Consider the following 20,181-nt stretch of genomic DNA (forward strand, 5'->3'; position numbering starts at 1 on the left):
GGCCGAAGAAGCCGAGGAATGGGGGCGGATGTGCTGGCTTGGACGCGGCCCGTGGGGCCCGGGTCTTGTGATGCGTATAGCATGGCCGCTTGGCGGCTGCCAAGAGGGAAGTGGCACGCGGCTTTGCGACGGTTGCGCGGCGCTGGGCTGGCGCTGGGCTGGCGCTGGGCTGGCGATGAGCTGGCGATGAGCTGGCGGCCTGGACCGCGAGCCCTCCGAAGGAGGGAGCACGGATGCTTGCCGGAAAGCTCACGCAAGGCTGAGCTTGGCTGCTGGACTTGCCTTGCGAGCGCCTGCCCGATGTGCCCTTGTCCAATGGGGCTGGGCGATGCGGCTGACTGCTCAGAGGCTGACTGCCGAGGCCGGCCCGCGTGCCCGGCCGCTGCGGAGCGCGAACGCCGGCGGTTGGCCGCTTGCCGCGGCGCGGGCGGGGATGGTGCGGCAGGAAGCGGGAAACAGCGGCAAGGCGGCAGTGGAAGGCCGTGCCGCTTCGGGCGCACGCGAGGGGAACTCGCGCGTTGATGTTTTGCTGTGCGCCTTGCTACAGGCGCGGCGGTCCCATGAGGATCATCTCGGCGATGGTCAGGTCCATCCGGGGCATTTTGCCCATGCGCTCGCGCCCAAGCAGGTCCATTTCCAGGCGCGCCAGTTCGGACAGCAGCGGCGTGCGGTCCAGCAGGGCGGGCGCGCAGGTCTTGGCCAGATTCTGGGCGCGCTCGCAGCCGGGGAAGGCCGCCTGCTGGCCGCCGTGGCGCAGCAGCACGTTGGGCACGCCGTGCAGCCGGCAGACCATGGGCCGGTGCTCATACAGCCCGCAGATCAGCGAGCCCTCGGCCTCCAGGCACAGAGGGCAGGGCACGCGCGGGCTGGTGCCGGGCAGGGCGTTCTTGTGGATGCGCAGCCAGGTCTCGGCGTTCTGGCGTATCTCGTCCTGCTTTTCGGCGGGCAGGGCGGCCAGGCCCTGGGTCAGCTCCACCCATTCCACATAGGTGTGGTGGCGGAACATGGTCTCGCAGCAGCTGTCCTTGCAGCCCGCGCAGCTCAGGCCGATGGCCGTGGACGAGGCCGCGTAGGCCTGGTCCATGCGCGTGTACAGTTCGCGCAGGCGGCGCAGCACGGGGTTCTTCAAAGGCTTTTTCATGCCGGTGTTTCCATGAGCCAGGCGTGGAGCTTTTCCAGGCTGACGTTGTGGTCGGACGAATCCGTGTTCAGGGTGAAGTCGGACGCGGCCTCGTACAAGGGCTGGCGCTCCAGGAAAAGATCTTCCTTGCTGCGGCCGGGCGCTATGGCCAGACCCCGGTTGCCGCCGTCGCCCACGCGCTTCAGAAAGCTCGCCATGCTGATGTGCAGGTGCACCACCGGACCCAGCAGCCGCAGGCGCTCCATGGCTTTGGGGCCGTACACCACGCTGCCGCCGGTGGAGATGACCGTGCGGCGCACACCCAGGGTGGACACGAGGGTTTCCTCGGCTTCCAGAAATTTCGCCAGACCCATGCCGTCCAGCACTTCCTGCAAGGGCAGGCCGTAATAGGCCTCGATCATGCGGTCGGTGTCCAGGTGGGCCCAGCCGAGTTTCTCGGCCAAAAGGCGGCCCAGGGTGGACTTGCCTGCGGCGGCCATGCCGATGAGGCTGACGCAGCCCTGGTCCCACAGGCGGGGCAGGGCGCTTGACGTGACGGATTGCTGTTCGGCGTGCATGGAATGCCTTCTGGCTGGCGCGGCGGCGTTCAGGCCGCGGGTTTGGAGCGCAGCACGACCTTGTCCTGCTCGTCGCGCTCGCTCACCAGCACGTCCACCTGCTCGGCGCTGGAGGTGTTGACGCGCTTGCCGACGTAGTCGGCCTGGATGGGCAGCTCGCGGTGGCCGCGGTCGATGAGCACAAGCAGCTCCACCCGGCGCGGGCGGCCGAAGTCGAGAATGGCCTCGAGCGCGGCGCGGATGGTGCGGCCGGAAAAGAGCACGTCGTCCACCAAAACGACGCTGGCGCCCTCCACCTCGGCCGGGATCTCGGTGCTGCTGATGGCCGGCGTCTTGCCCAGGCTGCTCCAGTCGTCGCGGTACAGATTGATGTCGAGCATGCCGAGGATGACCGGGCGGGGCAGGCGCGCGTCGAGCAGTTTCTTGAGCCTGCGGGCCAGGTCCACGCCGCGGCGCTGAATGCCCACCAGGACCAGCGGACCTTCCTCGCCCCGGCGCTCGATGATTTCCGAGGCCAGACGCTCCAGGGTGCGGGCCATTTCCTTGGCCGTCATGAGGGTGCGGGAGTCGCTCACTCTTTGGCCTCCGGCTCGATGACCAGGCTGCGGCGGCAGAATTCCACGGCCTCGCGGGAGAAGTCCGAGATTTCCGGCCAGTACAGCTTGATGCGCATGAGCCCGAAAAACATGTTGGCGATGATCATGCCCGTGTCGCCCAGGGGCACGTCGCGGATGGTGCCGCGCGCTATGCCGCGCGAGAGGAAGTCCTCGAACAGTGTGCGCATGCGGTCGATGAACCGGGCCATGGACCGCTTGGTGATCTCCAAAATGCTGTAGGTGCCGAGCACGATCTTGATGTCCGCGGCGTTGGCGTCGAGAAAGGCGAAGTGGCTGCCCAGCAGGTCCTCGATGGTCAGGGTGCCCTTGTCCATGCGCAGGCGGCACTGCTCGGCCAGGACCTGGTACTTTTGATCGAAGATGTCCAGAATGTGCTGGAGGATGTCCTCCTTGCTCTCGAAGTGGCGGTAAATGGTGCCTTCCGAGATGTCGGCCCGCCTGGCCAGGTTGGCCGTGGTCATTTTATGAAAACCGACCTCGGAGATCATGTCCTTGGCGGTCGATAGGATCAGGTCCTTGGTGCTCATGCGCTGCCTCGTTCAAGAAGCGAAAAATAAAGGACAATGGCGGCGGACAACACGTCCATCCGCATCCCGCCATGTAGCCCAGAGTCACTTCCCGGTCAATGTCCGGGGGCAGGTCCTCACTCATTTGACAAAGGGTGGGGGCGTCATTATTTATCCACCTTCCACCAACGCTCCAAGGAGGCAGAGATGGTTGAACTGACCGATTCCGCAAAGGCCCAACTGGACGGGTACTTTGCGGACAAGGAAAAATCCCCGATCCGCATTTTCATGGCTTCAGGGGGTTGAAGCGGCCCGAGGCTTTCGCTGGCTCTGGATGAGCCGCGTGAGAACGACGACACCTATGACGTGCAGGGGTACAGCTTCGTAGTGGAGCGGGCCCTGGGCGAGCAGACCGGAACCATCCGCGTCGACATGACCCAATACGGGTTCACCGTCGATTCGGAAAACCCCATGAGTACAGGGGGCGGAGGTTGCGGCGGCAGTTGCAGCAGCGGGAGCTGCTCCAGCTAGGGCTCGCAAGACACGGTACAATAGGGGCGTCGTTCCGAAAGGGGCGGCGCTCCATTTTTTGGGGCCGGCCCGGCGAAAGATGCGGGAAGCCAGTCGGACACATCTGCCGCAGACATGACAGCGCGCCAAAGGCGGCGCACAAAGGAGTTTCCCCCATGATCACATTGAGCGATTCCGCAAAGGAGCAGCTGGACGGGTACTTCGCGGACAAGGAGAAGTCTCCCATCCGCGTGTTCCTGGCGGGCGGCTGCTGCGGCCCCAAGCTGTCTCTTGCCCTTGACGAGGCCAAGGACGGCGACGACACCTTCGAGGCGGGCGGATACACCCTGCTGGCCGAAAAGGCCCTGCTGGCCGCTTCCGGCGCCATCTCCATCGACATGACCGAATACGGCTTCAGCGTTGATTCCGAGAACCCCATGGGCGGCGGCGGCAGCTGCGGCTCCGGCGGCGGTTGCGGCGGCGGTTGCGGCTCCGGCGGCGAGTCCGGCGGCTGCGGCTGCTCCTGAACCCGGCCTGCTCTGACAACGACAAGGCGGCTGACTCGAGATGATCGGGTCAGCCGCCTTTTTTTGGCCTATGCGCCCCGTCTAGGAAAGGGCGGCCACGCAGCGGATTTCCACCTGGGCCTCGCGCGGGAGGGCGGCCACGCAGACGACGGCGCGCGCCGGACGGTGGCTGGGGAAGTACGTGGCGTAAATCTCGTTGAAGGCGCCGAAGTTCCCCATGTCGGTGAGGAAGACGTCCACGGAGAGCACGCGGTCCATGCTGGAGCCGGAGGCTTCGACGACGGTCTTGAAGTTCGCCAGCGCCTGGCGGACCTGGGCCGCGAAGTTGTCGGGAATGATCCCGGTTTTGGGATCGCTGCCGAGCTGGCCGCTCACGTAGGCGACGCCTCCGCAGGTCACCGCCTGGCTGTAGGGGCCGATGGCGGCTGGGGCGGCGTCGGTGTGGACGGTCTTAGGTTCAAGGGGCATGCGGGCTCCTGTGTTGCGGGTTGTTCCGGCGAAAGAAAGGGTCCATGCGGCAAAAGGGCCGCGCGGAGGCCGGGGGCGCGGGATGCGCTGTGCGCCTTTCTGGGTATCTGGTTTGCGGAAAAAAGAAAAGGCCGGAACCCTGCTGGGCGTCTGGCCTTTTCTTTTTATGGGGGCCCCCGGAGCCGTCTCCGGGAGCCCCTACGGAGGGAGGAGGGATAGCTTTGTCGCGCTGTTGGAGGCCCTAGGCCAAAAGCCGCGAGGTTTGGAACACGATGACCGCGACAACGTAGGCCAGCGCGGTGTTGAAGCCCATGGAGAACGCCGCCCACTTCCAGCCCACTTCCTTGGCCATGGTCACGATGGTGACGAAGCAGGGCGCGTACAGGATGACGAAGGCGATGAGCGCCAGGGCTCCGGCCTTGGAGAAGGTGTCGTCCTGGGAGATCTTCTCCGACAGGGGGGCGGCTTCCTCGGCCTCGATCTTGCCGAGGGAATAGGCCGTGCCCAGTGTGGAGACGATGACTTCCTTGGCGGCGAACCCGCCCAGTAGCGAGATGTTCACGCGCCAGTTGAAGCCGGCCGGCGACATGACTTTTTCCATGGCCACGCCCGCGCGTCCGGCAAAGGAATTGAGCAGCTCGGCCTCGGCCTTTTCCGCCTCAATGCCCTTGATGGCTTCTTCCTGCGGAGTCAGGGGCGCGTCGTCCTCGCCCTTGCTCTTTTGGCCCTTGGCGGGAGCTTGCGCCGCGACGTCATTCGCCGCGACGGCATCCGCCGGGACCACGGGCTTGGCTTCGTCCGCCTGGGCCTGAATGGCCGCGATGCGGTCCTCGAAGGGCTTGGCCTGGTCTTCGGGCAGGCTGGGGAAGGTCATGGCCGCCCACAGCAGGATGGAGATGCCGAGGATGACCGTGCCCGCCTTGCGCATGTACTGCCAGGAGCGTTCCCACGTATGGATGCACAGGCCGCGCAGGGTGGGCATGCGGTAGGGCGGCAGCTCCATGACGAAGGGCGTGCTCTCGCCCTTGACCACGGTTGTGCGCAGCAGCTTGGCCACCAGCAGGGCGGCCACCCAGGCGCTCAGGGTCACGGCCGTCATGACGCTGGCCTCTGCGCCGGGGAAGAAGGCCGCGGCGAGCATGAGGAACACCGGCACCTTGGCGCCGCAGGTCATGAAGGGCGCCACCAGCAGGGTGGCAAGCTTTTCTTTGGGGCTGCGCAGCGTGCGCGAGGCCATGACGCCGGGCACGGCGCAGCCGCCGGCGATGCCGCCGGAGATGATGAAGGGCAGCACGCTGGTGCCGTGCAGGCCGAAGATGCGGAACACGCGGTCGAGCATGTAGGCCATGCGCGCCACGTAGCCCGTGTCTTCCAGGGCGGAGAGCAAAAAGAACATGATCATGATGAGCGGCACGAAGCCCATGACTCCGCCCACGCCGGCGATGGCGCCGTCCACGATGAGCGAGCGCAAAAGCCCGTCGCCCATGGCGTCCTTCACCGTGTCGCCCAGCCAGCCAAAGGCCGCCTCAAGCCCGTCCATGGGGAATTTCCCCAGGGCGAAGGTGATGGTGTACAGAAGGTAGATGATGAGCGCCATGACGATGGGACCGGCGAACTGGTGCGTCAGCACCCGGTCGATGCGGTCGGACATGCGGATGCGCTCGGCGTTGATGGTGGGGTAGCTCACCACCTGTTTGGCGATGCCCGCGAGGTAGCCGTAGCGGTAGTCGGCTATGATGCCGTCCGGCCCGGCGCTCAGGGTGGCCTTCAAGTGCTGGGCGACCTTGGCGACCATGGCCTCCAACTGACGAGAGACGTTCGGGTTCTGCTCCTGCCCGTGGCGGACGACCGAGGCGTCGCCCTCCAGGTACTTTATGCCCACCCAGCGGGCCGGGCCTTTTTCGGCCAAGAGCCCGGCCTGGGCGATGATGGGCTCCATCTCGTCCAGCACGGGGTCCAGGTCCGGACCATAGGAGATGCGCAGGGGCTCGGTGCGGCCGTTCTTGGTGGTGGCCACGCGGACGGCTTCCTCGAGCAGCTCGCGCTTGCCCTTGCCCTGGCGGGCCACGGTCTCCACCGCGGGGCAGCCCATGAGCCTGGTCAGCAGGGGCACGTTGATGTCTTTGCCGGCCTTGCGCACCTCGTCCATCATGTTCAGGGCCAGCACCAGCGGCACGCCCAGCTCCATGATCTGAATGGCCAGGTAGAGGTTGCGCTCCAGGCTGTCGGCGTTCAGCACGTTGATGACCACGTGGGGGTGGTCGTCGGTCAGAAAGTTCCGCGCCGCCTTTTCTTCTTCGGAGTAGGCGGTGAGGGAATAGGTGCCCGGCAGGTCCACCACGTCGAGAATGTACTCGTCGGTGATGATCTTGCCGGATTTTTTCTCCACGGTGACGCCGGGCCAGTTGCCCACATGCTGGTGGGCTCCGGTGAGGGCGTTGAACATGGTGGTCTTGCCGCAATTGGGATTGCCGGCAAGACCGATGGTCAGCGTTTGGGTGGGCATAAATCTACTCCGCGGGCTCCACCACGATGTGGTCGGCCTCGCTGTTGCGCAGGGTCAGGGTGAAGTCCCGCAGGCGCAGGGCCACGGGGTCCTTGAGCGGAGCCTTGCCCACCACGGTCAGCTCCGCGCCGGGGATGAGCCCCATGTCCCGAATCCTGCGGCCCAGCTCGCCCTGGGCATCGATGGAGCAGATGCGCAGTTTCTTGTTAACCTGTGCGCGGCGCAGCGTATTGCACGAATCCATGGGTGTCTCCTTACTCATTTACAGGCTTTGTCGGCATTCTCTCAGAACCGGTCAGGTCAGCGGGAGCAGCAGGAGCCGCCGCACGAGGCGGAATCAAGCCGCTTCAACCCATTGTCCTTGCCGCCGGGATCCTTCATGCCGGTCGAGCCGCAGGAGCCCTTGCAGGTGCATCCTCCGCCGCAACACGATGCTTTGCCGGTGAACTTCTCGTAGAACCGCCACAGGGTGATGCCACCCGCCACAGCCACGATTGCGAAAACGATGATGTTCTGCCACATGACTTGAGTCTCCTTGTTTCGACGCGCCCACACGGGCCTGCGCCGTCACGAGGAGAGATAATGAAATTGAAAATCGATGTCAAGTAAAAGCCGGAGAATTCATCCGCCGCAGGTCAGAATTCGCGCCAGGGCTTGAGCGCCGGGCGGATTTGTGGTTCTATCCGCCCGCAACCGAATCTTATGGAGGACTCATGGGCAAGCAGGCCAAACGCGACCGCAAGGATGAAGCCGCACAGAAGGGCGCAACGCAGGACGAGGGCCTTTCGCCCGCGGACAAGCGCTTCGCCGGGACCCTCAACTATCTTGCGCGGGGCATCATCATCGGCGGCTCCGTCGCCGTCATCGCCGGCTGGCTCATCCCCGGCGCCGAAATGGGCCGCATGCTCGGCCTTGGGCTCTTGTGCGGCTGCCTCGCCGGAGTCACCATGAAGAACATCCACGACCGCAGGGAAGGGAAGTAGGCGGGCAGAGCGTCTGGCCGCGCTCGTAACGCGGCGTTAGCGAACCTCTCTCGATCAAGCGCCAAGGCTCCGCCCCCGGCACCCCGGTCAAGGCAACCATTCCATTCCCCATTTCGCCGGGTCCGGGGGAGGCCAGCCCCCGGCCGCCGGAGGCATATCCAGGCACCCCATCGGCATCGTCTGAAGAATCCAGGGGCTCCGCCCCCGGCACCCCCGCCAAAGGGCATTCGCCCTCTGGACTCCCCAGGACGCGAAGAGCCCCTTCCGGTGAAACCGCCGGAAGGGGCTCTTCGCGTTGGGATGGCGGGCAAGCCGGGGCGCAAGGTTTGGGGAAGCGCTGCAACAAAAAAAAGGCTTGGGACGCTGGCGCGGCTCAAGCCTTTTTGGGTTGTGAGGTGCGGCGTGAGGGGCCGGACTGGGATGAGCGGTCCTGCGCGCCCGGCATGGCCGGCGCAGAAGGGGCACCCAGGGGCACGTTCCTTGCGGCCGCGCGCTATTTGCCGGCCAGCGCCTCGAGCAGGTCCGGCGTCAACAGCGGGCGCAGGCGCGGGTGGCACAGGGGCACGCGCAGAATCTGGCTTCCCTGGGCGTAGCTGGCAACCTGATACGGCGGGAAGGTGAACACGATGTCCGCGCCGTCGAAGAGGAAGACGGAGAAGTTCTCGGCCTTGGGCGCAAGGCCCTCGGGGAACACGGAGCCGTCGAGCACGAGCTCCATGCGCCGCGCCGCCAGCTCGGAAAGGATCTTGAGGGCCGCGGGCACATCGGTGAAGACATCGGCCAGCTCAAGCTTGGTCTGGCGCTTCATGTCGAACACAAAGGTGGCGAAGGCCGTGTTGGGGTGCGCGCCGCCCGTGTCGCGCATTTCCTCGAAGCGGATGGACAAAAGGCGCGGCGTGGCGGTGAAGGCCGAAAAGGCGATGCGGTCCACGTTGGCGCGCGCATGGCCGCGGCCCACGCCTGTGGTGCGCAGCAGGCTCTGCATCTCGGCCTTGCGCTCGTCCAGATAGCCCTTGAGCATGGCGTCCACCTTGGGCTTGCCGGTGACGGGCAGGGCGTAGCGGTAGTACTGCTCGCGGCTGTAGCTCTTGGCCATGCGCTTCACCTTGCGGATGAGCGCGGTGGGCGTGGTTCTGGAGCCCTGTGGCAACAGCATGGGGCTGGCCACGGCGTTGACGTCGCGGGTCAGGGTGTCGAGCCGGGCCAGATCCGCCGCCACGGCGCGCTCCATCTGTCCGCCCTGGCTCTCCAGGGTCTTGAGGCGCGCCAGGGCCGGGGCCCGCAGCGACTCGCGGCGCTGGGCCTCCTGCTTCGATATTTCGACAAAGGCGCGGGGCTGGTCGGTCAGCTCGTCCACCAGGTCGCCCTTGCTCCTGTCGGGCTGGGGGCGCTGCACCTCCGCAACCAGCAGGGTCTTGATGAGCGTGCCGTTCTTGAGGCGGCGCTTGGTGTTCAGCAGGGCTGTGTCTCCGCCGGGCAGGCGCACAAGGTAGATGGCCGCGCCGATGCGGTGCACCACGCGCGCGCCCTTGAGCGCGGCGAAGTTCTCCGGCGGATTGGCGGCGTAGAGGGCGGCGGCGCTGTTTTCGGCCTCCTGGCGCTTTTGCCAGCGCTCGCGCAGGCGCGGGGGATCGAAGGCCAGCACCTGGGCCACGGTCCAGCGCAGGGACTGGCCGAGCGAGGCGGACTTGGCCGCCAGCGCCAGGGCTGCGCGCTTGGCCTCGTAGTCGTCCGAGCCGGGCTCGGTGTCGTTCACCAGAACATTGAGGGCGCCCAGAATCTGCTGCTCGCTCACGGCCGGGGCAGGCGCGGCCTGGGGTGCGGGGGCCGGCGCGGGTTCCGGGGCCGGTGCGGCCGGGCGCTCCGCGGCGCAGGCGGCCAGGAGCAGCGAAAGGGCAAGGGGCGCGGCGAAACGGGCGAGGGTGCGCATGGGAATCCTCCGATAGGTTCGAGAAAATGCTCTACGCCGGGGCGAGGCCGGGCGCAAGGGGCGCAAAAAAGGCCGCCTCCGGGGAGACGGCCTTTGGGGATCGGCGGTTGCGAACGGGCTACAGGATCTGGCTCAGGAAGAGCTTGGTGCGGTCGTTCTCGGGGTTCTGGAAGAAGTGCTCGGGCGTGCCTTCCTCGATGATGGCCCCGTGGTCCATGAACACCACGCGGTCGGCCACTTCGCGGGCAAAGCCCATTTCGTGGGTCACCACGGCCATGGTCATGCCTTCCTTGGCCAGGGTCACCATGACGTCGAGCACTTCGCCTATCATCTCCGGGTCGAGGGCGCTGGTGGGCTCGTCGAACAGCATGATCTTGGGCGACATGGCCAGCGCCCGGGCAATGGCCACTCGCTGCTGCTGGCCGCCGGAAAGGCGCGAAGGATAGACGTGGGCCTTGTCCTTGATGCCGACCTTGTCCAGCAGCTTGAGGGCGATGGTGTCGGCCTCGTCCCTGCTCATGCCCTTCAGTTTGATGGGCGCCAGGGTGAGGTTCTCCAGCACGGTCTTGTGGGGGAACAGGTTGAAGCTCTGGAACACCATGCCAAGCTCCATGCGCAGCTTGTTGATGTCGGTCTTCGGATCGTTGATGTCCTGGCCGTCCACGATGATGGTGCCGGCATCGACGGTTTCGAGCTTGTTGATGGAGCGCAGCAGCGTGCTTTTGCCGGAGCCGGAGGGGCCGATGATGACGACCTTTTCGCCCAGGCTCATGGACATGGACACGTTGTTCAGCGCCTTGAGCGCGCCGAAGTTCTTGTGCACGTGGCGGATATCGACGATGGGCTGACTAGCGGCGGACATAATGGCTGAGCCTCGCTTCCATGATGCTCACACCCTTGGACAGGAGGAGCGTGATGACGAGATAGACCAGGGCGACCATGGTGTAGGTTTCGAAGTAGAGAAAGGTCTCGCTCGAAAACTCGCGGCCCCGGCGCAGCAGGTCGGAAACAGCCAGGATGGACACCAGCGAGGTGTCCTTCAACAGGGCGATGAACTCGTTGCCCACCGGCGGCAGAATGGTGCGCCAAGCCTGCGGCAGCATGACCAGGAACATGGTCTGCTTGCCGTTGAAGCCAAGCGACCGGGCGGCCTCGCTCTGGCCCTTGTCGATGGCCGTGATGCCCGCGCGGAACACCTCGCCCATGTAGGCGCCGTAGCACACGCTCATGGCGATGATGGCCGCGGTGAGGTCGTGCACGTTCAGAAAGCGCCCCAGAGCGTAGTAGATGTAGAAAAGTTGCACCAGAAGCGGAATGCCCCGGATGATCTCCACGTAGGTGGAGGCCACGAGGTTGATGGCCTTGTTTTTGGAAACGCGGCCAAGTCCGGTTATGAGCCCGATGGCGCAGGCGCAGATGATGGAGGTGATGGTGACCTGGAAGGTGATGACGATGCCGTCGCCCAGGTACTTGAGCAGCCGCATGTAGGGGTCGGGATAGGCGACCAGCAGGTAGATGATGCCGGCAATGGCGCCGACGATGCTGATCATCCAGGCGTTGAAGAGTCCCCAATCGTTTTTGTTGGGGATGGCCGCCCCTTCGCCCACGTCGATTTTTCGTGATTCGGTCATGTGTGAGGCCTTTGCTGTTGGAATGCCGGGGGGCCACCAAATGGCGGCCCCCCGGGAGAATCTCTAAGATCGGTCCGTTGCGGTCCGGTCTACTTCATCTGGTGCTGTTCCTTGATCTTGTCGAAGGTGCCGTCGGCCTTGATGGCGGCGAGGCCCTTGTTGATCAGATCAAGCACGTCCTTGTTGCCCTTCTTGACGGCGATGCCGATGTTCTCGACCTTGTCGCTCTTGAGGGTGCCGGCGATCTTGATCTTATCGGAGTACTTCTTGGTGGTGTACTCGACGGCGACCGGGCTGTCGGCGACGACGGCCTGGATGCTGCCCTTCACCAGGTCTTCCATGGCCAGGCCCACTTCGTCGTAGGTCTTGATGGCCTTGAAGCCCTTCACGTCCTTGATGACCAGGTAGCTGGTGGTGCCGATCTGGGCGCCGATGCTCTTGCCCTTGAGGCCGGCGAGGTCGGTGGCCTTCTCGTTCTTGGCGACCACGAGGATCTGCTCGATGGGCATGATGGGATCGGAGAAGTCCATGGTGGCTTTGCGCTCTTCGGTGATGGAGACGCTGGAGGAGATGGCGTCGTACTTGCCGGTGGCGAGACCCGCGAAGATGCCGTCCCAGGCGACGTTCTTGAACTCGGCCTTGAAGCCGCCCTTTTCAGCGGCGGCCTTGATCACGTCGACTTCGAAGCCCACGATCTCTTTCTGATCGTTGGTGTACTGCATCGGGGGGTAGGTGGCGTCGGAGGCGAAGACGATAGTCTTCGGACCGGCGGGAGCCGCGGTGGCGTTGGCGGCGGGCTCGGCGGCCTTCTCTTCTTTCTTGCCGCAGCCGACCACGCCGAGGGCGAGGACGCTCATCGCGGCGGCGATGACGATGGATTTGAACAGGCGTTTCATGCGAACTCCTCCAGTTGAAAATTATTTGCGGGCAGACACAAAAACACAACGCCCCGGACTGCGCGCCTGAGCGCTCTCAGGCCGGGAAGAAATCAGGTGCATGCGCGGACAAACCCATCACCGCACGGCACTGGCATTTCCTTTAGACACATCCCTGACAAATTACAAGAACCGCAAACACGGCCTGCGCAGTTCTTTTGTCCTCTTGGGCGGCATCGGCCAAGGACGTGGAGGCGGACCTTAGGGCTGCGCTTGGTGTTTTGCGCACCAGGGCACGGCGCGCCGGTGCCTTCACGAAAATGGCATTTGCCTTTGCGCTGCGGCCGCGGGGTTCGGAGCCGCAGCATGCGCCGCCGCCGCTTGACCATGCCGGCGGCGCGGCTTACAAAGCCCATGTGAGGCGGTCCGTCAGGCCCCTGCTTCGGGGGCTGGGCTGCCGTTTTGCGCCCACCACAATCCGACCGGGGCCGAGAAAATGACCGAGCCCAGCATTCTTGTCGTCGATGATGAGCGCATCGTCAGCCTGGACATCCAGAGCGCGCTTTCGCGCTTGGGGTACCGCGTGGCCGGGTGCGCCGCCAGCGGCGCGGAGGCAGTGGCCCTTGCCGCTTCGGCCTCGCCGGACCTGGTGCTCATGGACATTCGCCTGGCGGGCGGCATGGACGGCACCGAGGCGGCCGTCCGCATCGCCCAGGTCCGCGATGTCCCCGTGGTCTTCCTCACCGCGTATTCCGATGAGGACACCATGCGTCGGGCCCTTGGGGCCTCGCCCTTCGGCTATCTCATCAAACCTTTTGAAGACCGCGAACTGCGCGGCGCCATCGAGCTAGCCCTGACCAAGCACGCGGCGGAGCGCGACCTCAAGCGGGCGCGCCGCGCGGCGGAGGAGGCCGACCACGCCAAGACGGCGTTCCTCGGCACGCTCTCGCACGAGCTGCGCACGCCCATGAACGGCATTCTCGGCATGGCCGAACTGCTGCTCCTTTCAGATTTGGACCATGACCAGCGCGAGACCGTTGAACACCTGAAGAATTGCGCGCAGAGCTTCACGGGGATTTTGAACCAGCTGCTGGACTTTTCGTCCCTGGAGGCCGGTGTTTGCGACCTGGGCACGCAGGAGTTCAATCTGAGGGAATTCATTGACGGCGTTGTTTACCGGTACCGCGCGCAGACTGCGCGCAAAGGGCTCGATTTCGTCGTTTCGACCACGGACTTGCCGCAAGTGGTCGTGGGCGCGCCAAACCGCATGCGCCAGTGCCTGGAACATCTGCTGGACAACGCCCTGGCCTACACGGCAAAAGGCTGTGTGCGCGTGACCGCCTCGGCCGAGCCCGGCACGACGCCGGGTTCGCTCATGCTGCTGCTGCGCGTGGCCGACACCGGCTGCGGCATCGCGCCAGAGCAACTGCCGCTGATTTTCGAGAGCTTCACCCAGGGCGAGGACTTCATGACCCGCCGCCTGGGCGGTCTTGGGCTGGGGCTCGCCATGTGCCGCAAGGTTGCGGAGTGCCTGGGCGGCAGCGTCTGCGTGGAAAGCTCCGCGGACCAGGGCAGCGTCTTCACGTTGCGCGTGCCTGTGCAGCCGGTTGCGCCGGACGGTTCCGCCGCCTCCCGGCAAAGCCCGCTCAACGGGGCGCGGGTGCTTGTGGCCGAGGGGCAGCTTGCGCCGGCCTCGCCCTTGTGCCGGGCCCTTGCCTTGGCCGGGGCCCAGGTGCTGCGCGCCTGCGGCGGCGCGGCCGCCGCGGAGCTGCTGGCGGAGTCCTGTGTGGACGCCGTTGTGTTCACGGCCTCGCTGGAGGGCCAGACCGCGGCCGCCCTGACCCGGGTGCTGCGCGACCGACGCACCAAGGCCGTGGCCGAAACGCCGGTGCTCGGGGTCATTGCCAGCGAGAGCGAGCTTGGCCGCGCCAGACGCCTGGACGCGGGCATGGACGACGTGCTGGCGCAGACCGATGATTGCGGCGCGTGCCTGGAACGCTTGGCGGAATTGCTCGCCAGGCGATCGTTTGTCGAGAGTAGAACCACTGACCGCCAGGGGGCGGACGCACCATGATGAACAGCGCACCGGAGACGCCGGACACCCCGTTGTCGCAGCCGCACTCCAACAAAATCTTCGCCTATTTCATGCTCTTCTTTCTGGTCGTGGCGTTCTTCTTCGGCTTCGTGCTGGTGGAGCCGTTCCTGAACACGATGATCCTCTCGGCCGCGCTGGCCATCATCTTTTCGCCCATCAACTCGCGGCTGTTCCACCGCCTGGGCGGGCGGGCCAACCTGGCCGCGGGCATCACCTCCCTGCTGGTGGTGGTGCTCATCCTGTTGCCCACGGCGTTTCTTGTGTGGGGGCTGGTGACCGAGGGCCTGGACTCCATGATGACCATCCGCGCCTGGGCCGACCGCAACGACTTCGCCGAGATTCTGCGCGGCCACAGGCTGGATCCCTTCCTGAACTGGGTTCGCGAGCGCCTGCCCTTTGTGACCATTGACGACGCGAGCATCCAGGCGCGCATCCTTGCCGTCGCGCGGAACTCCAGCCAGTCGCTGCTGAACGCCAGCGCCACCCTTGTGGGCAACATGGCCAAGCTGGTGCTGCGCTTCTTCCTCATGATCTTCATGATTTTCTACTTCCTGCGCGAGGGGCGCGGCATTGTGCAGAAGCTCAAGTATCTTGCGCCGCTGCGCACGCACCAGGAAGACATCATCATCGAGAGCCTGCAGCGCGTTTCGCGCGCGGTGCTTTTGGGCAGCCTGCTCATCGCCGTGCTGCAGGGGCTTGTGGGCGCGCTCGGACTCTACATCGTGGGCATCAAGCCGCTGTTCTGGGGCACCATGATGGGCCTGGCCGCGCTGATTCCGATCATCGGCACCGGCCTGGTGTGGATACCGGCCACGGCCTACCTGTATTTCTTCGGCGACTGGCAGTGGGCGCTGTTCTTTTTGCTGTACAACGTGCTCATCGTCACCAACATCGACACCATTCTGCGGCCCATGCTCATGCGCAAGGCCGCGGAGGTCTCGCCCTTCTACATCTTCCTGGCGATCCTTGGCGGCATCAACGCCTTTGGCGCGCTGGGCATCTTCTATGGCCCGCTGATCCTGACCTTCCTCATGGTCATGCTGAAAATCTACGGCGAGGAGTACAAGGACGTGCTGACCTCGCGCTCCGCCTACAGCGAATACAGGAACGAACCATGATCCACCGCCTTGTTGCGCGCCGGCCTTGTCCGTCGCGGTCCATGCGCCGCCTGTGCGGCATGCTTTTTTGCGTGCTGTTGCTCAGCTTCGGCTGCGCCCGGCCGGTCACGCCCCCTCGTCCGTCTCCTCCCCCGCCGCCGCCGGTGGTGGAGAAGCCGAGCTTCGAGCCTTTGAGCGCGGCCCAGGCGCTGGAGCGCGCGCGGCAGATGCACGCCTCCACCCAGGGCCTGCGCTCCTGGCGCGACCTGGAGCCCGGCCTCAAGGCCAACCTGGCCTATGTTTCGGGCAAGCCCGCCGGGGCCTACGCCGTGGAGCGCCCGGGCCTCAAGCTCACCTGGGGAGCCATGCGCCAGACCCTGGAGGACCTGCTCCAGGCCCTGCCGTACCTGGACGAGGACCCGGCGCTCTTGGCCCAGCTCTTCGCCTGGTTCCCGCTGGAGCAGAACACCCTGGTGACCGGCTATTATGAGCCGTTCCTCGAGGCCAGCCTGGAGCCGGACCCGGCCTACCCCTACGCCGTTTACGGGCACCCAAACGATCTGCTGAAGGTGGACCTGGGCGAATTCCACCCGCGCTGGAAGGGGCAGAAGCTCTACTACCGCATGCAGAAAAACGGCATCAAACCCTATTACTCCCGCGGCGACATCGACTTTGGCGGCGCGCTCAAGAACAAGGGTGTGGAGATCGCCTGGGTCAAGGACCGCATCGATCTGTACTTTTTGCAGATTCAGGGCTCCGGGCGGCTCATCCTGCCGGACGGCAGCGTGACCCACGTGCTCTATGCCGACCAGAACGGGCGCGAGCGGCACATGCTCGGCGGCACCCTCGTCCGCCGGGGCTACATGACCCGCGACGAGGCCAGCATGCCGCGCATCCGCAGCTTTGTGCAGCAGAACCCCAAGCTCACCAAGGAGCTTTTGTCCGAGGACATGAGCTACGTGTTCTTCCGCCTGGCGGAGAACGGCCCCTTCGGCAGCATGGGCAAGATCCTCACGCCCATGAGCTCCATTGCCGTGGACCGCTCGCAGGTGCCCCTGGGCGCGGCCCTGGCCATGAGCGTGCCTTTGCCCGCGCCCAAGAGCGGCGGCCCCACGCGTCTGTCCGGGCTCATGATGGCCCAGGACACGGGCGGGGCCATTGTGGGCAACCATGTGGACCTGTTCTGCGGGTCCGGGGCGTATGCGGAGTTCGTCTCCGGCCGGATGAAGAACCCTGGGCAGCTGCATATTTTGGTCAGCCGCCGGGCCATGGGCCTTTTGCCCGCCGGCCAGCAGTCTGATGCGCAAGCGCCGGGCCAGCCGCAGCCGGGCCAGCCGCAGTTGGACCAGGAGCAGCCGGGCAGCGGGCAGGGCAATGGGCAGGGCACGCCTGCTCAAGAACAGGGGCCGCAGTAGCCCGCACAGCAACAGCGCGAAAAAAAGGCCGCCGGGAGCAATCTCCTGGCGGCCTTTTTTCTTGTGATTGTTCGGTCCTAGGCGACGAATTCCTGGCGGTAGCGCACCAGGTCGGCCACGGCGAGCACCGGCAGGCCGTGGAGTTCGGCAAAGGCCGTGACCTCCGCCAGGCGGGCCATGCTGCCGTCGCGGTTGGTCAACTCGCAGAGCACGCCCGCGGGCGCAAGCCCGGCCATGCGCATCAGGTCCACCGTGGCCTCGGTGTGGCCGCCGCGCTCCAGCACGCCGCCCGGCCGCGCGCGCAGGGGAAACACATGCCCGGGCCGGTGCAGGTCCTCGGCCTTGGCGTTCTTGGCCACGGCGGTGCGCACCGTGGTCACGCGGTCCGCGGCGGAAACGCCCGTCGTCACGCCCTTGGCGGCCTCGATGGTCACGGTGAAGGCGGTTTTGTTGCGGCTGGTGTTGTGCTCCACCATGGGGGGCAGGCGCAGCGCGTCGGCGTGCTCGTCGGTGAGGCACAGACAGACGATGCCGCTGCACTCGCGGATGAGCAGGGCCATCTGCTCCTCGTTCACGCTCTCGGCCGGGTAGATGAGGTCGCCCTCGTTCTCGCGGCTCTCGTCGTCCACCACAAGGACGCCGCTGCCGCTGCGCAGACTTTCAAGAGCTCTTTCGACGCGTGTTTTGGGATTGCCGAAGCGTTCAAGCAGGGACTGATTCATGGTTTGCCTCCGTGGCAAGAAAGACCAGAATCAGGGCGTAAAAGACAGACGCCAGCCGCAAGGGCGCACGAAAAGCGCCATGCGGGTGGCACGCCGGGAAAACCGGCGGGTCGGCTGCCTCATTCTCTTCCATCCGGACTGTCACCGTCGGCTCCGGAATCGCACCGGATCTGCTGACCCCGCTCCCCGATGGAGCAGGCGCTCGCGGGCTCCCCGAAGCGCGTTCGGGATACCGCCGGTGGGGAGTTGCACCCCGCCCTGAGAATAAGCGGGGTCTTTCTATCCCTTCGGCGCGGGCTCGTCAACGCGGCCGGTTTCGGCGCGGCTATGCTTGGAGGCCATTGTTGGCGCGGTCAGGAGGCGCGGTCAGGGGGACGCGGGTAGGCTTCGCGCGGCAAAATCTGTCGCGCCCGCGATCCGCATGGTGAAATTGGGCGGTCGGCGTCAGCGCGGTCCCGGCGCGCCGCTGGGCGGCAGGGGTTCCAGCTTGTGCAGCTCGGCCATGATGACGCCCAGGTCCGGGCGGATGTTGATGTTGAAGATTTCAGCGAAGCGCACCACGCCCTTCTTGTCGATGATGACGATGGCGCGATCGGCCGTGCCGCTGCTGCGCAGCACGCCGTACGCCTGGGCCACGCCGCCGTGGGGCCAGAAGTCGGAGAGCACCGGGAACCACAGACCGCGCATCTCCACGGCCCAGGCGTACAGGCTGGGCAGGTTGTCCACGCTGATGCCCAGGATTTCCGTGTCGTATTCGTCGAAAAGATCCTTGGCCAGGTTGTAGCCGGGCCACTGGTCGGAGCACACCGGGGTGAAGGCCGCGGGCACGAAGGAGAGCATGACGTTCTTGCGCCCCCGGTAGTCGGAGAGGCGCACGGAGCGCTTGCCGCCCTTGTCCATGATGACGCCGGGCAGGGTGAAGTCCGGGGCCATGTCGCCGGGGCGCACCTTGAGGACGCTGTCCACCGGCTTGAGCGGGCCGGGGTCGAGGATCATCTCCTTGAGGTCCACGGCCAGGGCGACGCCCGGCAGGGTGAGGGGACCGCACAGCGCGGCCGTCAGAAGCAGGGCCAGCGCAAGGGCCGGGACCAGGGCGAAGAGACGTGTGCGCATGACTTTCCTCCTGTGTGGGGCCGGGGGTTAGCGCAGGGCGGCCGCGCGCAGCACTTGGGCGTAGAAGTCGTCCTCGTTCAAAAACGCGCCCTCCTGGAAGAAGGCGACGCCAAGGCCCTTGGCCCCGGGCTTGAGGACGAAGAACGAGGGCGTGCCCACGGAGCCGAAGACCTTGTGCAGCGCATAGCTTGCATCGGGCAGCATGGGCATTTGCACCTGGTACTTCTTGCGGAAGAACTCCACCTCGAAGGGGGAGTTGCCCGCGCCGATGGCCAGAAATTTGAGCCGCTTGCCCTCGGGCGAGGCCGCGAGCCTGGCGAACACGCGGTTCACCGCCTGGGCCTCGGCCTGGCAGCGCGGGCAGTACATGCTGTAAATCTCCACCAGCAGGGCCTCGGCCTTGATTTGCGACAGCCGGAAGCTCCGGGTGCCCGCGGGCAGGCCCAGGTATTCGGCCTCGGCCGGGGTGAGCAGGACCTTCACCTCCTGGTCCGGCAGCACGTCGCCCGCTTTGGGGTTGGCGGCCAGGGCTGCGGTGGTGAAGATGGAGGCGGCGAAGAGCAAAAGCGCCAAAAGAGGCGCGGCCAGTCTGTTCATGCGGGCTCCGTGCGGTTTGCGTGCTTTGGCCTGCCGGCAATCATTCTGCGCGGCTCGGCAGCGCCCTCGCCATGGATGGGGAAGCCGCCAGCCCGGACCGTCCGGACCGGCGGCTTCCTATCTAGAGGTGCGTACCGTCTCGCAATGTTATCCCAGGATGTTCTTCACCGGCCGTTTGAGCGCGGCGAAAAGCTCCTGCCTGGTGTACTGGCGCACGCCCGCGGGAGCGGTCGAGGCGTCGGCCATCAGGTTCTTGGCGTACAGGTTGGGGGCATCCGCCGTGAGGAAGATGACCCGGACCGTGTCCGCGTCGACCAGCTGGGCCTTGGGGTGCTTCTTCTTGGCCTCGGCCAGGCGGACCTCCGCAAGCTTCAGCATGTCTTCGCGGTCGCCGAAGTTCATGCAGCCCGTGGGGCAGGAGGTGACGCAGGCCGGGCGCTTGCCCGCTTTCACGCGGTCGTTGCACATGTCGCACTTGCGGATCAGCTTGGTCTTGGCGTCCATTCTCGGCACGTCGTAGGGGCAGATGCTCTGCACCGCCTCGAAGCTCTCCTTGGCGGTCTTCTCGGTGTAGATGACAGCGCCGGTCTGCTCATCGATGATGATGGAGTCGGGCTGCTCGGCCGCGGTTTTGCATGGGGCGTCCAGGCAGTGGCGGCACTGGTCCGGGGTGAAGAACCAGTTGAGCTTGCCGTCCACTTCCTTTTCGCTGAAGCGCACCACGCGCAGCGTATTGTAGCTGAAGTCCGGCGGATTTTGGTGCGTGCCGGTGTTTTTGGTTTTTTCGCCGGGCAGCTTTTTCCACTGCTTGCAGGCGATCTGGCAGCCACGGCAGGCCGTGCACTTGGTCAGGTCCACGAGGAAGCTCTTTCCGTTACTCATGACGCGCCT

General features: G+C 65.6%; 22 protein-coding genes and 1 riboswitch. Of the genes, 6 read left to right on the top strand and 16 right to left on the bottom strand.

The annotated features are described in order from the left end of the window. Positions 1–541: 541 nt before the first annotated feature. Genes ACYQ4W_RS02470 through ACYQ4W_RS02485 form a run of 4 tightly spaced genes read right to left on the bottom strand, consistent with a single transcriptional unit; the run spans position 542 to position 2,842 of the window. Positions 542–1,141, bottom strand: coding sequence for a hypothetical protein (locus tag ACYQ4W_RS02470; RefSeq protein WP_459852397.1), 600 nt, complete (start codon positions 1,139–1,141; stop codon positions 542–544). Continuing rightward, complete coding sequence (gene thrB, locus ACYQ4W_RS02475; protein ID WP_459852399.1) at positions 1,138–1,698, bottom strand: homoserine kinase; 561 nt, start codon at positions 1,696–1,698, stop codon at positions 1,138–1,140. The genes ACYQ4W_RS02470 and thrB overlap by 4 nt, the downstream gene beginning before the upstream one ends. Positions 1,699–1,727: 29 nt before the next feature. Continuing rightward, positions 1,728–2,273 carry a bifunctional pyr operon transcriptional regulator/uracil phosphoribosyltransferase PyrR gene (gene pyrR / locus ACYQ4W_RS02480; RefSeq protein WP_459852401.1) on the bottom strand — a complete coding sequence of 182 codons (546 nt, stop codon included), beginning with the start codon at positions 2,271–2,273 and terminating at the stop codon, positions 1,728–1,730. Continuing rightward, positions 2,270–2,842, bottom strand: coding sequence for a TetR/AcrR family transcriptional regulator (locus ACYQ4W_RS02485; protein WP_459852403.1), 573 nt, complete (start codon positions 2,840–2,842; stop codon positions 2,270–2,272). The genes pyrR and ACYQ4W_RS02485 overlap by 4 nt, the downstream gene beginning before the upstream one ends. A gap of 186 nt (positions 2,843–3,028) precedes the next feature. On the opposite strand from ACYQ4W_RS02485, the gene ACYQ4W_RS02490 reads away from it, so the two are divergent. Continuing rightward, the gene (locus ACYQ4W_RS02490; RefSeq protein ID WP_459852405.1) at positions 3,029–3,352 is read left to right on the top strand and encodes an IscA/HesB family protein; all 324 of its coding nucleotides are present in this window, start codon (positions 3,029–3,031) and stop codon (positions 3,350–3,352) included. Positions 3,353–3,507: 155 nt separating this feature from the next. Then, complete coding sequence (locus tag ACYQ4W_RS02495) at positions 3,508–3,858, top strand: IscA/HesB family protein (RefSeq protein WP_459852407.1); 351 nt, start codon at positions 3,508–3,510, stop codon at positions 3,856–3,858. Positions 3,859–3,939: 81 nt separating this feature from the next. Here ACYQ4W_RS02495 and ACYQ4W_RS02500 read toward each other — a convergent pair whose 3' ends face one another. The 4 genes from ACYQ4W_RS02500 to ACYQ4W_RS02515 form a co-directional block, all read right to left on the bottom strand. Beyond that, complete coding sequence (locus ACYQ4W_RS02500; protein WP_459852409.1) at positions 3,940–4,326, bottom strand: Rid family detoxifying hydrolase; 387 nt, start codon at positions 4,324–4,326, stop codon at positions 3,940–3,942. Between the two features lie 241 nt (positions 4,327–4,567). After that, positions 4,568–6,832, bottom strand: a complete 2,265-nt coding sequence (gene feoB, locus ACYQ4W_RS02505; RefSeq protein WP_459852411.1) for a ferrous iron transport protein B — start codon at positions 6,830–6,832, stop codon at positions 4,568–4,570. Between the two features lie 4 nt (positions 6,833–6,836). Then, entirely contained in the window at positions 6,837–7,076 is a 240-nt protein-coding gene (locus tag ACYQ4W_RS02510; RefSeq protein ID WP_459852413.1) for a FeoA family protein, read from the bottom strand. Positions 7,077–7,132: 56 nt separating this feature from the next. Beyond that, positions 7,133–7,354, bottom strand: coding sequence for a FeoB-associated Cys-rich membrane protein (locus ACYQ4W_RS02515; protein ID WP_459852415.1), 222 nt, complete (start codon positions 7,352–7,354; stop codon positions 7,133–7,135). A gap of 191 nt (positions 7,355–7,545) precedes the next feature. Here ACYQ4W_RS02515 and ACYQ4W_RS02520 point away from each other — a divergent pair, with 191 nt between their 5' ends. Next, the gene (locus ACYQ4W_RS02520) at positions 7,546–7,815 is read left to right on the top strand and encodes a hypothetical protein (protein ID WP_459852417.1); all 270 of its coding nucleotides are present in this window, start codon (positions 7,546–7,548) and stop codon (positions 7,813–7,815) included. Between the two features lie 493 nt (positions 7,816–8,308). Here the strand turns inward: ACYQ4W_RS02520 and ACYQ4W_RS02525 are convergent, their stop codons facing one another. From ACYQ4W_RS02525 to ACYQ4W_RS02540, 4 genes are all read right to left on the bottom strand, one after another. Next, positions 8,309–9,745 (bottom strand): DUF3298 and DUF4163 domain-containing protein, encoded by a 1,437-nt coding sequence (locus ACYQ4W_RS02525; RefSeq protein ID WP_459852419.1) that lies wholly within the window; start codon positions 9,743–9,745, stop codon positions 8,309–8,311. A gap of 118 nt (positions 9,746–9,863) precedes the next feature. Then, positions 9,864–10,607, bottom strand: a complete 744-nt coding sequence (locus ACYQ4W_RS02530) for an amino acid ABC transporter ATP-binding protein (protein ID WP_459852421.1) — start codon at positions 10,605–10,607, stop codon at positions 9,864–9,866. Next, the gene (locus ACYQ4W_RS02535; RefSeq protein WP_459852423.1) at positions 10,594–11,376 is read right to left on the bottom strand and encodes an amino acid ABC transporter permease; all 783 of its coding nucleotides are present in this window, start codon (positions 11,374–11,376) and stop codon (positions 10,594–10,596) included. The genes ACYQ4W_RS02530 and ACYQ4W_RS02535 overlap by 14 nt, the downstream gene beginning before the upstream one ends. Before the next feature lie 89 nt (positions 11,377–11,465). Next, positions 11,466–12,272, bottom strand: coding sequence for a basic amino acid ABC transporter substrate-binding protein (locus ACYQ4W_RS02540; RefSeq protein WP_459852426.1), 807 nt, complete (start codon positions 12,270–12,272; stop codon positions 11,466–11,468). 475 nt (positions 12,273–12,747) lie between these two features. Between ACYQ4W_RS02540 and ACYQ4W_RS02545 the strand changes: the two genes are divergently transcribed. The 3 genes from ACYQ4W_RS02545 to mltA are packed head-to-tail and all read left to right on the top strand — an operon-like array spanning position 12,748 to position 16,858. Beyond that, positions 12,748–14,325, top strand: coding sequence for an ATP-binding response regulator (locus ACYQ4W_RS02545; RefSeq protein ID WP_459852428.1), 1,578 nt, complete (start codon positions 12,748–12,750; stop codon positions 14,323–14,325). Continuing rightward, a complete protein-coding gene (locus tag ACYQ4W_RS02550; RefSeq protein WP_459852431.1) occupies positions 14,322–15,464 on the top strand; it encodes an AI-2E family transporter in 1,143 nt (380 codons plus the stop codon). Before ACYQ4W_RS02545 ends, ACYQ4W_RS02550 begins: the two co-directional genes overlap by 4 nt. Beyond that, positions 15,461–16,858, top strand: coding sequence for a murein transglycosylase A (gene mltA / locus ACYQ4W_RS02555; protein WP_459852434.1), 1,398 nt, complete (start codon positions 15,461–15,463; stop codon positions 16,856–16,858). The genes ACYQ4W_RS02550 and mltA overlap by 4 nt, the downstream gene beginning before the upstream one ends. A 77-nt stretch (positions 16,859–16,935) precedes the next feature. Here the strand turns inward: mltA and ribB are convergent, their stop codons facing one another. The 4 genes from ribB to ACYQ4W_RS02575 form a co-directional block, all read right to left on the bottom strand. Beyond that, complete coding sequence (gene ribB / locus ACYQ4W_RS02560; RefSeq protein WP_459852436.1) at positions 16,936–17,580, bottom strand: 3,4-dihydroxy-2-butanone-4-phosphate synthase; 645 nt, start codon at positions 17,578–17,580, stop codon at positions 16,936–16,938. Positions 17,581–17,697: 117 nt separating this feature from the next. Further along, a riboswitch (FMN riboswitch) is annotated at positions 17,698–17,850 on the bottom strand. Between the two features lie 174 nt (positions 17,851–18,024). After that, a complete protein-coding gene (locus tag ACYQ4W_RS02565; protein ID WP_459852439.1) occupies positions 18,025–18,693 on the bottom strand; it encodes a peroxiredoxin in 669 nt (222 codons plus the stop codon). A 27-nt stretch (positions 18,694–18,720) separates the two neighbouring features. Next, a complete protein-coding gene (locus ACYQ4W_RS02570; RefSeq protein ID WP_459852442.1) occupies positions 18,721–19,290 on the bottom strand; it encodes a peroxiredoxin family protein in 570 nt (189 codons plus the stop codon). A gap of 147 nt (positions 19,291–19,437) precedes the next feature. Then, complete coding sequence (locus ACYQ4W_RS02575; RefSeq protein WP_459852445.1) at positions 19,438–20,172, bottom strand: 4Fe-4S dicluster domain-containing protein; 735 nt, start codon at positions 20,170–20,172, stop codon at positions 19,438–19,440. Positions 20,173–20,181: the final 9 nt, after the last annotated feature.

This window comes from Humidesulfovibrio idahonensis, assembly GCF_054657715.1.

Excerpts from the sequence above, each read along its gene's own strand:
- ACYQ4W_RS02470 (WP_459852397.1), bottom strand. The coding sequence starts at position 1,141 with ATGAAAAAGCCTTTGAAGAACCCCGTGCTGCGCCGCCTGCGCGAACTG.
- thrB (WP_459852399.1), bottom strand. The coding sequence starts at position 1,698 with ATGCACGCCGAACAGCAATCCGTCACGTCAAGCGCCCTGCCCCGCCTG.
- ACYQ4W_RS02485 (WP_459852403.1), bottom strand. The coding sequence starts at position 2,842 with ATGAGCACCAAGGACCTGATCCTATCGACCGCCAAGGACATGATCTCC.
- ACYQ4W_RS02495 (WP_459852407.1), top strand. The coding sequence starts at position 3,508 with ATGATCACATTGAGCGATTCCGCAAAGGAGCAGCTGGACGGGTACTTC.
- ACYQ4W_RS02500 (WP_459852409.1), bottom strand. The coding sequence starts at position 4,326 with ATGCCCCTTGAACCTAAGACCGTCCACACCGACGCCGCCCCAGCCGCC.
- feoB (WP_459852411.1), bottom strand. The coding sequence starts at position 6,832 with ATGCCCACCCAAACGCTGACCATCGGTCTTGCCGGCAATCCCAATTGC.
- ACYQ4W_RS02510 (WP_459852413.1), bottom strand. The coding sequence starts at position 7,076 with ATGGATTCGTGCAATACGCTGCGCCGCGCACAGGTTAACAAGAAACTG.
- ACYQ4W_RS02515 (WP_459852415.1), bottom strand. The coding sequence starts at position 7,354 with ATGTGGCAGAACATCATCGTTTTCGCAATCGTGGCTGTGGCGGGTGGC.
- ACYQ4W_RS02520 (WP_459852417.1), top strand. The coding sequence starts at position 7,546 with ATGGGCAAGCAGGCCAAACGCGACCGCAAGGATGAAGCCGCACAGAAG.
- ACYQ4W_RS02525 (WP_459852419.1), bottom strand. The coding sequence starts at position 9,745 with ATGCGCACCCTCGCCCGTTTCGCCGCGCCCCTTGCCCTTTCGCTGCTC.
- ACYQ4W_RS02530 (WP_459852421.1), bottom strand. The coding sequence starts at position 10,607 with ATGTCCGCCGCTAGTCAGCCCATCGTCGATATCCGCCACGTGCACAAG.
- ACYQ4W_RS02535 (WP_459852423.1), bottom strand. The coding sequence starts at position 11,376 with ATGACCGAATCACGAAAAATCGACGTGGGCGAAGGGGCGGCCATCCCC.
- ACYQ4W_RS02540 (WP_459852426.1), bottom strand. The coding sequence starts at position 12,272 with ATGAAACGCCTGTTCAAATCCATCGTCATCGCCGCCGCGATGAGCGTC.
- ACYQ4W_RS02545 (WP_459852428.1), top strand. The coding sequence starts at position 12,748 with ATGACCGAGCCCAGCATTCTTGTCGTCGATGATGAGCGCATCGTCAGC.
- ACYQ4W_RS02550 (WP_459852431.1), top strand. The coding sequence starts at position 14,322 with ATGATGAACAGCGCACCGGAGACGCCGGACACCCCGTTGTCGCAGCCG.
- mltA (WP_459852434.1), top strand. The coding sequence starts at position 15,461 with ATGATCCACCGCCTTGTTGCGCGCCGGCCTTGTCCGTCGCGGTCCATG.
- ribB (WP_459852436.1), bottom strand. The coding sequence starts at position 17,580 with ATGAATCAGTCCCTGCTTGAACGCTTCGGCAATCCCAAAACACGCGTC.
- ACYQ4W_RS02565 (WP_459852439.1), bottom strand. The coding sequence starts at position 18,693 with ATGCGCACACGTCTCTTCGCCCTGGTCCCGGCCCTTGCGCTGGCCCTG.
- ACYQ4W_RS02570 (WP_459852442.1), bottom strand. The coding sequence starts at position 19,290 with ATGAACAGACTGGCCGCGCCTCTTTTGGCGCTTTTGCTCTTCGCCGCC.
- ACYQ4W_RS02575 (WP_459852445.1), bottom strand. The coding sequence starts at position 20,172 with ATGAGTAACGGAAAGAGCTTCCTCGTGGACCTGACCAAGTGCACGGCC.